Here is an 11,983-nt window from a genome sequence, read left to right as displayed (position 1 = left end):
ACGGCTTCACTCGCTGACGCTCGCGGCGCCGCGGGGGAGAGGGGAGAAAACTTCCTTACCTATACATAGTCGGGTGTCGCCCTGGTTCGACTGGGTTGTGTTACCAACGGTTCCAACACCCAGGCTCCGCGGGACCACGATCACGACATCCTCCATCGCGACAATTTAACCGCGACCGGCTAAGGCCCGCGAAAGCGCGCCGTCGGCTCAGGGGGCTGGTGGCGGGGTCCAAACTCTGGCGAGTTCGGCTACGGGGCTGGGACGGGGGCGGGCTGGCGCCAGCCGCACACAGGCTGGAAGCCTATGCCACTGGGATGAACCCGCGGCTCACGGGGTGGTTGTTGGTGACGTCCAAACTCTGGCGAGTTCGGCTACGGGGCTGGGACGGGGGCGGGCTGGCGCCAGCCGCACACAGGCTGGAAGCCTATGCCACTGGGGTGAACCCGCGGCTCACGGGGTGGTTGTTGGTGACGTCCAAACTCTGGCGAGTTCGGCTACGGGGCTGGCTGGCGCCAGCCGCACACAGGCTGGAAGCCTATGCCACTGGGGAAACCTTAGGCGACTCGGGTGGGGGCGTTGAAGCGGAAACGCTGCTCGCCCAGCTGGAACTCGGCGTGCTCGTCCAACCATACGCTGCGGACCCGGACCCAAACGCCGTTTAAGCTTTGCTGGTCCTCGATCTGCCAGCGGCCGCGTTTGTAGACCAACCGCGCGTGCTCCGCATCCAAACAACGGTCGTCGATCACCACCGAACAACGCTTCGGGTTGGCTCCCAGCATGCCGCGCGGCGATTTCAACGTGTACACGTCGCGAGCGTCCGATGTGTTGACCAACCGCAGGGCCTGCGAAACCGGCGGCGCGCCGACCGCGCCATCCAGAAACACGCGGACGCCTTTCTTGGCCATCACGCTCTGCGTCACTTCGTCGGCTTCACGCAGCTCGACGCGGTAACGCTGCAACCCCAGCAACAACTCGCGGCCGTCGGTCAGCGGCGCCTTGGCCACGCGGACAAACGTCCCGTTGGTGCTGCCCAGGTCGGTCAGGCGCCAGCGAAAATGCCCTTCGTCCGATCGACACTCCAGCACCGCATGGGCCCCGGACATCTCCAGGTCGCTCTCGATCGTCAAGTCGCCCTGGGTGCGGCCGATCGAGAGCGTACGTTTGCGAATGCGAATCACTTCGCCTTCGCTCGCGCTGTGGTCATCCAGCACAATTAATTTCGCGTGCGGCAACCGCCGCTGCGGCGAATACAGCTCGGCTTCCAAAACCGCAAAATCAATTTGCGTCGCCGCCGGCCCCTGCGACACGTTCGCTCCGGACTTGAGCGGATCGAAAACCGTTTGCATCAGATCGGCGGACAACGCATCGTCGTCGGATGGCGGCGGTGGGCTGGGACGCTGGTTCATGGCGATGGGCTCCAAAGTAGCTCGGCTGTCCCCAGCCGAGGCTTGTGCAGTTCACGGCTGGGACAGCCGTGCTACTATGGCTGCGCGACGAACTCTTTGGGCAGCTCGTACTTGCCCTCGGCGCCGTCGCGAGTGGAGATCAAAAAGGCTTGCTTGTCCGGGTTGTCGGGGTCGGGGCCGACGACCCATACCAGGACCTGCTCGCTCTGGCTGGCGTCGGTCACGGATTTGTCGATGTTGGCTTTCATAACCAGCTGCGTCAGGATCTCGCGCAGCGGTTGGTCGCGGACGTCAAAGTCGCGGATCTGTTGGTTCTGGGTGATCCCGGCTTTCTCCAGATCCCCACCCAGCAAAACGTACCGCGGCGACTCGGACCCCGGCGGGAGGTTCGCCCGCAGTTCGTCCATCACGGCCTGACCGGCAAACTCGAGGCTCTCCTGATCAAAGCTGACCGACAGCGGCAGATCCAGCATCTGCGGGACCGTCAGCGGTTTGGCCGATCCGGGTTCGCTGCCCATCGCCGGCGGTAGGCCGCCCTGAGGCGTGTTGAGGGCCAGCAGCGTCGCCAGCGAAAGGTTCGGGGCCGCTCGCGAGGGCAGGTACGCGTTGGCCGTCGCCAGATCCTGCGAGATGCCATGGCGGGTGTACTGCGCAAGAGCCCGCATCATCTGCGGAAAGCGGATCGCCAGGGCTCGCCAAGACGAGTCGGGCGAGGAGCGGACGAGGAAGTCTTCGGCCCAGGAGGGCAGGGCAGCGGTCGCCTGTTCGAGCTTCTTGGCCAGCTGGGCATCGGATGTGCCGGCGCCGGGCGTCAGCCGCGCTTCGACGTACCACTGCGGTTCGAGCGTACTGCGGACCAGCAGGCCCGAGACGTCGGGTTGGAGGAAGGCTCGCAGCGGCTCGATCGCTTCGGGTGCAAAGCGCTGGAGCATCATGCGGCCATCGGCGAACAGATAATTCGGCAGCAGCAGGACGTTCACGTCCGCCTGGGCATCGGCCAGTTGCCACAGTTTTTCCAGCTGTCTCGGCAACGGGATCGACAACCCATCCAGCTCCGCCACGGCCTTGATCTGCTCGACCGAGCCGACGGCAAAGCGATCGACCGTGGCGCCGGAGGCGGGGTCGCGAACAAAGTAGACGTCGTCGCCCTCGCCGGCAAAAACGGTCGCTCCCTCGGGGGAGCGAACCTGCTCCGCCGCCCAGCGGCGCTGCAGATCGGCCAGCGGCAGCGGCTCGTGCAGATGCACGCCCAGGGCCACCGTGGGCACACCGCTGCCGCGACCTTCGAAAGCCAACGTCAAACGCTGGATCGATTCGGCCGGCACGCCGGTGCGGCTTTCCAGACGCCCCCAAGGATCGTCCAGTTCCTGCGCGAACGCCGCCAACAACTGCTGACCGGTCGACGACTGCTGCAGCTGGCGGGGGCGCAGCACGACGATCATCTGCGGTCCGCCCGGGATCATCTCCAGCGGCGGTGGGTCGGCCGGTGAGGGAGGCAACCACAGGGCCGTGGCGTTGTCCACGATGTCGAATCCATCGACCTGCTGCGGCTGTGCAGTCCGCTCGCGGGAACGCGGCGCTGGCGCGGGCACTCGGGGCTGGGTGTCCGCGACCGGTGACGGCGCCGGGTCGGGTCGTTTCCCGCCCGACGGACCGAGCAACAAGGCGACCAACATCAACATCGCCAAGGCCACGCCCCCGATGACCAACGGCCCGCGCATGTTCTTTTTCTTCTTTCGGCGTCGCCCACCACGGGGCCGCCCCGCCGGTGACGAGCCCGCCGGCGGGGACACCGCCGGCGAAGCCGCTGCGGGGACAGAAGCCGCTGCGGGGACAGATGCTGCGGCGGGGACAGGGGACGCAGTGGGCGGCGTCGCCGGTTTGGCCGGCGGCGTCTTCTCCGGCTCGCGAACCCCGGCTGCCGGTCGCGGGGGGGAGGCAGCGGCCGGCGAAGTTTTTTCAGCCGCAGCGGGCACCGAAGCTTTTTCAGCCGCAGTGGGCGGCGAAGTTTTTTCAGCTGCAACGGGCGGTGAAGTTTTTTCAGCTGCAACCCGCGGCGAGGTTTTCTTGCCGGCAGCCGGCACCGAAGCTTTTTCAGCTGCAGCGGCCACCGAAGCTTTTTCAGCCGCAGCGGGCGGCGAAGTTTTTTCAGCTGCAGCCGGCGGCGAAGCTTTGGCCGCCTGTGGGCTTCTTGCCGCTGCGGCTGCTGGCGCGGCGGCAGCGGCGGGCGTCTGCCGGCTTCGAGCGCGGCGGATGGCGTCGAGGGCTTCGTTTAGATGCACCAGATCCGGGAACCGCCCGGCCGCGTTCTTGGCCATCGCGTGGGCCACCACGCGCAGCAGAGGCGACGCGGACACCGCTGCGGAGCGGAGTGCGGCGGGGCGCCGCTGGGTGTGAGCGGCAAGCAGAGCGTCGCCATCGGTTTCGGCGAAGGGCGGCTTGCCGGTTCGCAGGTGCAAAAGCAAACAGCCGAGGGCGTACTGGTCGGCGAGCGCATCGGCGGCTTGACCGGGAATCGAAAACTCCGGTGCCGCGTACAGGGCGGCGTTTTGCGGCGGATCGAACCAACCGGGACGAGAGGAGAGCGGGTGTCCGGGACCGTGGGCGGCGTCGCGGAGCAGCCACACCGAATCGTCCTCTCCGATCCAAACCCGCTCCGGATGGATCCCGCCATGGGGCAGGTTCACCGCGTGCAGGGCCGATGCGGCGGTGGCGACCGCCGTGCCGATGCGCAGCGCCGCGTCGGTCCCCAGCCGTCCCCGCTGCAGCTTGGCCGCCAACGTGTGCCCTTGCGGCAACGCCGACACGACGTAAGGCTGTTCCGCGTCGCGCCGCAGTTCGATCGGCTGCAGTGTGTCGGCTTCGATTCTGGCGTGGACCGCCAGAAATCGCTGCTGGGTTTCGTCATCGTCGACGGGGCGGAGCAACACCGGCGGCGGTTCGTTTTGGCCGGGTTGGTCGGGCTGGTCGGGCGGTGCGTCTGGACGGCCCCAGTACCACCGATGCCATGGCGCCGGGGCCGGTTCAAGCAGGGTAAAGGGTCCCAGCCGCAAGGAGTCGGCTCGGTCCTCGAGCACCCGCCGCAGCTGGAACGGCGTCAGCAAACGGCGTTGTTCGAGGTGCTGGCACAGCGACTGGACATCGGCCGGGGGCCGGCCCTGGTGCGCCTTGGCGTAGCCCACGGCCAGCTGCCGGCACCGCTCTGAATCCACCACACCACTGTCGGCAAGGCGGTTCCAGAATTCCACGATCAACAGGCCCATCAGTCCACCAGCCTCAACACATCACCAGAAACGAACGTTGCAAATTCAAACGGCCGCCCCCCGGAAGCTCGTCCCTCTCATCTTAGTTGATTTCGTGCTCTCGGTCTGTGACCTAGTGTTGTCGCATAGAAATGCTAGCGGGACTAGAATTTTTCCCGTTGCTGCGTTTTTCGTCCCCGCGTTCTTGTTGTCGATCCTTGCAGAGGTGCATCCACGGTGAATATCGTCCTCATCACAACCGAAGCGGTTCCGTTTGCCAAAACCGGGGGGTTGGCGGACGTCTGCGGGGCGCTGCCGGTCCAGCTGGCCGAGCACGGCCACGACGTTGCGGTGATCATGCCGGCGTTTCGCCAGATCCACAACGCGGGCCAACCGATCTCGCACACCGCGCTGACGGTTCACGTGACGCTCGAAGGCCGCGACTATTCCGCTCGCGTCCTCCAGTCGACGCTGCCCGGGTCCGAGGTACCGGTGTACTTCATCGACCATCCCGAGATGTTCGACCGCCCGCAGCTCTACGGCGATTCCGAGGGCGACTACCAAGACAACTGCTTGCGGTTTTCGTTTTTCAGTCAAGCCTGCATCCAGGCGATCGATCTGCTGGAATTGCCGGTCGACATCGTTCACTGCAACGACTGGCAAACCGGCCTGGTGCCCGCGTACATCGCCACGGGTTTTGGCGGATACGCCTGGATGGAGCGAGCCGCGACGATCATGACGATCCACAACCTGGCCTATCAGGGTGTGTTCCACAAACATCTGTTGCCGCAGACCGGCTTTGGCTGGGAACACTTTCGGGCCGACGAACTGGAGTACTACGACCAGTTGAACCTGTTGAAGACGGGCCTGGTGTTTGCCGACACGCTCTCGACGGTCAGCGCTCGATACGCCAAAGAGATCCAAACCGACCAACATGGCTGCGGCCTGCAGGGCGTGCTTCGCCGCCGCGCCGGTTCGTTGGTGGGTATCCCCAACGGGATCGACACCTCGGTTTGGGATCCGGCCACCGACCCGCACCTGGCCATGAATTATTCGATCAGCAACTGGACGCAGGGCAAAGCCGCCAACAAGCGTGATCTGCAGGAATCCTTCGGGCTGACGTCCAGCGAAGAAGCTCCCTTGATCGGTCTGGTCGGACGTTTGGCCGAGCAAAAGGGCTGGGATCTGGTGATCGAAGCGATGCGTCACTTCCTGTCCACCGGCAACCGCGCCCAGTGGGTCGTGCTGGGCACCGGTTCGCCCGAGTACCACGAGGCCCTCAGTCGACTGGCCCGCCACTACAGCGATCGCCTGGGGCTGCACCTGGGATTCTCCGACGCCTTGGCCCATCGCATCGAAGCGGGCTCGGACATCTTTTTGATGCCCAGCCGTTACGAACCCTGCGGATTGAACCAGTTGTATAGCCTGCGTTACGGCACGGTTCCGGTGGTCAATCCCACGGGCGGACTGGCCGACACGGTCGTCGATGCGACCAGCGAAAACATCAACGACGGCACCGCGACGGGCTTTCATCTGCCCACGTTCGACAGCTATGGAATGATCGAAACCCTGTCCGCAGCGTTCTCGATGCGCACTAATTCGCCGGAAAAATGGGCACAAATTATTCAATCCGGAATGACCCGAGATTGGTCTTGGGGGCGCAGTGCCATCCGGTACGAGCAGGTTTACGCAGACACAATTGCCCGTAAGACCGGCAGAGTGTGGGGGGACTAAACCCCGCAGGCTTTCGATGCCGAAAAAAAGCGATAGATTGGGATAGGTCTTCGCGAGATGCACGCTAGGATGAGCATTTCGTCCCCCCCTACGTCGCAAGAAAAACCGGAGAGTTCCTGTTGGCCAAAGAATCGAAAACGCTCTCCGATGACACCCTTCGTTACTCCGCGGCGGATTTGGATACCCAACGCCAGACGCCGCCGCTGCACAGCGCCTCTGCCGCCCATGTCGTTCGCGATGCGGGCCCCCAGCCTACGATTCGCACCCGAGTCGATCCGGCTTCGCAAAGCTTGCTCGGACAGGGCGGCGGCAGCGAAGTGCGGTATGACGTACTGAGCGGACGCCAAACGATCTTTGCCGCCGAACGCGGCACGCGGCCCGTCGAGTTCGTCCGCGAAATCAAATCCGTGGGCGACATCAGCGCCTGCCCCTTTTGTCACGGCAATGAAAGCCTGACTCCGGCGACACTGCTGTCGGTCGATAACGACAACGACGAAGCTCGGCGACCATGGTTGGTTCGTGTGGTCAACAACAAGTACCCAGCCGTCTCGCTGCTGGATCCGCATCGCCACCAGGACCCGCGCCACCCCCAGGACCGGAGCGTCAACGGTCACCCCGCCCAGGACCATCATCAACGCAGCAGTGACAAACGTCGCTACGTCCAAAGCCGCCGCACGCCCAATCTGTTTCCGGCCGGGCCGATGGCCGGCGGCCACGAGGTGATCATTGAATCACCCGACCACACGACCAGCGTCAGCGAATTGAACGTCTGTCATTTGACCAAGGTCTACGAAGCGATCGCCGCTCGGATACGGGTCTGGCGCGAAGTCCCCAACGTCGAATACGTGTCGGTCTTTAAGAACGTCGGGGCCCGCGCCGGCGCTTCGCTCAGTCACGCTCACAGTCAATTGATCGCTACGGCCATCCTGCCGCCGCGGGTCGGCGATTTGATCTATCGCACCGGCAAGCACTACGACCAAACCGGGTGCTGTCTACACTGCGACCTGATGCGTGCCGAACGCGAGGCGCAGTCGCGCATCGTCTTCGCCAGCCGCCACCTGACTGCCTATTGCCCCTATGGCTCGTCCCTTCCGTATCTGACCAGGATTGTCCCCAACCAACACGCCCCGCGGTTTGAGGATTCCAGTGGGGAGCTGCTGGCCGACCTGGCCCAGATGACGCGGCGTTTGGTGCAGTGTTTCGAACGCCTGTTTCCAGGCGTCGATTACAACCACGTGCTGCACACGCGGCCGCCCGGTGCGAAGAACGAAGACATCTTCCACTGGTCGATGGAATGGATGCCGCGAATCACCACTCAAGCCGGTTTCGAGCACGCGTCGGACTGCTACATTAATCCGACATTCCCAGAGACGGCCGCCGCGCAGTTGCGTGGCGCCGCCGCGGAGCTGAATCCCCTGCGGGTGCCTCAAACCCGTTCGGAATATTCCTTCTCAGAAAGATAGATCGGTGGCATCGATTTTGCCGATAGGTCTCGGGTGGGAAGGATCGAACCCTCTAACTCCTATCTGCGTCTATCATGAAGCCCGACGTCCATCTCTGTCTGGTCCTGCACAATCATCAACCGATCGGCAACTTCGACGGCGTCTTCGAAGCGGCCTACCAGGACAGCTATCTGCCGTTTCTGGACGTGTTCGAGCCATATGAGGGGCTGAATCTTTCGCTGCACACCAGCGGACCGCTGCTGATGTGGATGGCCGAGCGGCATCCGGAATACATCGATCGGCTGCGCGCGCTGGTGGAAGTGGGCCGCATCGAGATCATCGGCGGCCCGCAGTACGAACCGATCCTGACGATGTTGCCGGCCCGTGACCGGATCGGCCAGATCCGTGCCTACAGCGCCTGGCTGCGGCGCACGCTCGGGGCCACGCCAGCGGGGATGTGGACCCCGGAACGCGTCTGGGAATCGAATCTGACCGCTTCGGTCGCCGAAGCCGGGATCCAGTACACGGTGCTGGACGATTACCATTTCCGCGCCGCCGGCGTCAGCGAGCGGGAGATGACCGGATACTACCTGACCGAGGACGATGGTCGCACGCTGCGGATCTTTCCCGGCAGCGAACGCCTGCGGTACACGATCCCCTTTCAAGACGCCCAGGAAACGATTCAGTACTGCCGCGAAGTCGCCGAGCGTTCGCCCGGTGCGGTGTTGACCTTCGGCGATGACGGCGAGAAGTTCGGCACCTGGCCCGACACCAAAGCCCATGTGTACGAGCAGGGTTGGCTGCGAAGTTTCTTTGATGCCCTGTGCGACAACCGCGACTGGTTGCACACGGTCACGCTGGCCGAAGCGGTCGAGCGGACGGCGCCGGTGGGCAAGGTCTATCTGCCCGATTGCAGTTACCGCGAGATGACCGAGTGGTCGTTGCCGGTCGAGCAACAGGAGCAACTGGATGGAGTGATTCACGAATTCGAGAGCGACCCGCGGTGGCCGCAGCTGAGCCCCTTCGTGCGCGGCGGTTACTGGCGGAACTTCAAAGTCAAATACGCCGAAGCCAACGAGATGTACGCCCGGTCGATGGACGTCAGCCGTCGCTTGGCCGAGGCCGAGCAGGAAGGCGTCGACGGTGGCGAACTGGCCGCCGCTCGCGATTCTTTGTACCGTGGCCAGTGCAACTGTCCGTATTGGCACGGGGCCTTTGGCGGCATCTACCTGCCGCATCTGCGCAACGCCGTCTACCAGCACCTGATCCAAGCCGACAATCACTTGGAACGCGCCACGCGCGGGGCCGACAGCACCTGGGCCGAGGCCGTGGCCGAAGACTTCGACTTCGACGGCCTGCACGAAGTGCGGATGTCCAGCGACCAATTGTTGGCCGTCGTCGCGCCGGGTCGTGGCGGTCGCTTGATCGAACTGGACGTGCGCGAACTGTCGCACAACCTGCTGGCCACGATGCAGCGCCGGCCCGAAGCCTACCACCGCAAGGTGTTGTCGGGTCCGAGCGACGCAGGCGATTCGGTGGCCAGCATCCACGATCGTGTGGTCTTCAAGCAGGCCGACCTGGACCAGCGTCTGCAGTACGACCGCTTTCCACGCAAGTCGCTGATGGACCGTTTCTACGATGACCACGCCTCGCTGGAAGCCGTGATGCGCGGCGATGCCGAGGAACGCGGCGATTTTGTCGATCTGCCGTTCGAGGCGAAACTGCGGCGGGCCGTCGACCGGGTCCAGTTGCAGATGCGCCGCGACGGCAACGCCTGGGGCATCCCGCTGTCGATCACCAAAGCCGTCACGATGGCCGCCGGCAGCGACACGCTGGAGATCACCTACCTGCTGGAAAACCTGCCCGTCGATCGCCCCTTGCACTTCGGCATCGAATTTAATTTTGCTGGCCTGCCCGCCGGCGCCGACGACCGCTTCTTCAGCGATGGCCAGGGCAACCGATTGGGTCAACTGGGACACGCCCAGGACCTGGTCGACGCTACGGCGCTGAATCTGACCGACCAGTGGCTGGGCATCGACGTCGGTCTGGAGATCGATCGTCCCAGCGGGATCTGGGCCTTTCCGGTCGAAACGGTCAGCCAGAGCGAAGGCGGTTTCGAACTGGTCCACCAGAGCGTGTGCGTCCAGCCCCACTGGTTGGTCAGCGGGGATGCGGACGGACGCTGGGCGGTGAAGATGTGGTTGCAAACCCGATCCCTGCGTTCGGCTGCCGCCGTTTCCACCAGCGACCAAGCCGTACGCGTTTAGTCTGAGAGGCTGGCTGCGACGGGGACGGTTCGCGATACAATGAACGCGTCCCCACCCTCAACCGCTCTCTCCTCGAACAGCAGACGCCGGACTTTTTGATGACCGTCTTGGTTTTTGGCCATCGCAATCCTGACACCGATGCGATTTGTTCGGCGTTGGCCTACGCCGAACTGCTCCGCAAAACCACCCATCCCGATGCGGTCGCCGCGTGCTGCGGACCGACCAACCGCCGGACCGAGTTCGCGCTGAAAAAGTGCAACCTGGAACCGCCACGGATCATCATGGACGTGCGGCCGGAAGTCGAGGATGTCTGCCACCACAACATCGTTACCGCTCGCGATGACGAAGTCTTCTACGAGGTTTACCACCGTCTGAAGGAACACGAACTGCGTTCGATTCCGGTGTTGAACGACCAGGACGATCTGGTGGGCGTCTTGAGTCTGTTGGACGTGTTGGAGTTGGTTTTCGATGGCGACCGGGATGCCCGCGTGGCCCGCGTCGTATCGTCCAGCATGGAAAAAATCCGGCGCTCGTTCGACGGACATTACCTGAACGAAGTCGATGCGCATCGTCCCCAGGACGTGCAGGTGATGGTCGGGGCGATGAGTGCCGGCAGGTTTGTGGAGAAACTGGATCTGTTGCCGGCCGAGGACACGCTGGTGGTCAGCGGCGACCGGCCGACGATCCAGTTGCCGGCCCTGGAACGCAACGTCCGCGGCTTGGTGATCACCGGCGGTTTTGAACTCTCGCCGGGTCTGCTGCAGATCGCGCAGGCCAACGGCGTGACGGTGATCGTCAGCCCCTACGACACGGCCACGACGACGATGCGGATCAAGTCCGCCCGGCGGATCACACCGGCCATCGATCGCGAGTACGTGACGTTGTCGGCCAAGCAGCCGATCGAGGAAGCCCAGCAGCAGATCTCGCGCACGGTCCAGCCCGTGTTTCCGGTTCTGGACGACGACAAACGCCTGATCGGTGTGCTGTCGAAGTCCGATTTGATCAATCCGCCCAAGCCGCGTTTGGTCCTGGTCGACCACAACGAACTGGGCCAAGCGGTCGACGGCGCCGAAGGAGCGGAGATTCTGGAGGTGTTGGACCATCACCGCCTGGGCGGCAGTCTCCGCAGTTCACAGCCGATCCGTTTCATCATGGAACCGGTGGGGTCGACCTGCACCCTGGTCGCCCAGCGTTACCGCACGCTGGGCATCGACCCGACGCCGGGCATGGCCCTGTGCATGGCCTCGGGGCTCATCTCCGACACCCTGTTTTTGCGCTCGCCGACGACGACCGATGTGGATCGCGAGACCCTGAAATGGCTGGAAGGGTTCTGCGAAACCGATCTGGAAAGCTTTGCCAAAAGCTTCTTCGAAACCGGGTCGGCCCTGCGGGTCAGCAAAGCCGACCAGGTGGTCCGCGAGGACTGCAAGGAGTTCGAAGAACAGGGCCATCGTTTTTCGATTTCCCAGATCGAGGAAATCGGATTCGACCTGTTCTGGAGCCGCAAGAACGAGCTGCGTGAGGCGCTGGAGCAGATGACGGCCGAGCGGAACCTGGACTTTTCCGCCCTGATGGTTACCGACATCGTCTCCAACGGCAGCCTGCTGTTGATGTCTCGCGAACCGGCGTGCTGGGAGGAAATTAATTATCCCCGCGTGGACCTGCGGCTGTACAAGCTGGACAAGGTCGTCAGCCGCAAAAAGCAGCTGTTGCCGCTGTTCGTCTCGCTGCTGGAATCCGCCGCCAAGATCGGTTAAGCACGTCGCAACATTTCATTCGGCTTTATTCTCCCGCTGCGCGGGAGGGTGTTGTCGCGGGGTTTCACCGAAAGATTTATGCCGACGTGCTTAGCCGATCTCAGCCGGGGAATTGGATCAAAAGGGGTAGAGGGT

The 11,983-nt window shown here is 63.8% G+C and carries 6 protein-coding genes; 4 read left to right on the top strand and 2 right to left on the bottom strand.

Features of this window, described 5'->3' with window-relative positions; all coding sequences use genetic code 11:
• Positions 1–554: 554 nt before the first annotated feature.
• Together GE027_RS13910 and GE027_RS13905 are read right to left on the bottom strand one after the other, a co-directional pair.
• The gene (locus tag GE027_RS13910; protein WP_153557809.1) at positions 555–1,406 is read right to left on the bottom strand and encodes an FHA domain-containing protein; all 852 of its coding nucleotides are present in this window, start codon (positions 1,404–1,406) and stop codon (positions 555–557) included.
• Positions 1,407–1,480: 74 nt separating this feature from the next.
• On the bottom strand, positions 1,481–4,669 hold the full coding sequence (locus tag GE027_RS13905; RefSeq protein WP_153557808.1) for a serine/threonine protein kinase: 3,189 nt from the start codon (positions 4,667–4,669) through the stop codon (positions 1,481–1,483).
• A gap of 216 nt (positions 4,670–4,885) precedes the next feature.
• Here GE027_RS13905 and glgA point away from each other — a divergent pair, with 216 nt between their 5' ends.
• The 4 genes from glgA (at position 4,886) to GE027_RS13885 (ending at position 11,848) form a co-directional block, all read left to right on the top strand.
• Positions 4,886–6,382 (top strand): glycogen synthase GlgA, encoded by a 1,497-nt coding sequence (glgA, locus tag GE027_RS13900; RefSeq protein WP_153557807.1) that lies wholly within the window; start codon positions 4,886–4,888, stop codon positions 6,380–6,382.
• A 119-nt stretch (positions 6,383–6,501) separates the two neighbouring features.
• A complete protein-coding gene (locus GE027_RS13895; RefSeq protein ID WP_162006731.1) occupies positions 6,502–7,845 on the top strand; it encodes a galactose-1-phosphate uridylyltransferase in 1,344 nt (447 codons plus the stop codon).
• A gap of 74 nt (positions 7,846–7,919) precedes the next feature.
• On the top strand, positions 7,920–10,091 hold the full coding sequence (locus tag GE027_RS13890; RefSeq protein WP_153557805.1) for an alpha-amylase/4-alpha-glucanotransferase domain-containing protein: 2,172 nt from the start codon (positions 7,920–7,922) through the stop codon (positions 10,089–10,091).
• 98 nt (positions 10,092–10,189) lie between these two features.
• On the top strand, positions 10,190–11,848 hold the full coding sequence (locus GE027_RS13885) for a putative manganese-dependent inorganic diphosphatase (protein ID WP_153557804.1): 1,659 nt from the start codon (positions 10,190–10,192) through the stop codon (positions 11,846–11,848).
• Positions 11,849–11,983: the final 135 nt, after the last annotated feature.

The organism is Roseimaritima sediminicola (assembly GCF_009618275.1).
Lineage (GTDB): Bacteria > Planctomycetota > Planctomycetia > Pirellulales > Pirellulaceae > Roseimaritima > Roseimaritima sediminicola.
The sequence above is the reverse complement of the archived record's forward strand: the minus strand, read 5'-3'. Positions and strand labels throughout refer to the sequence as shown.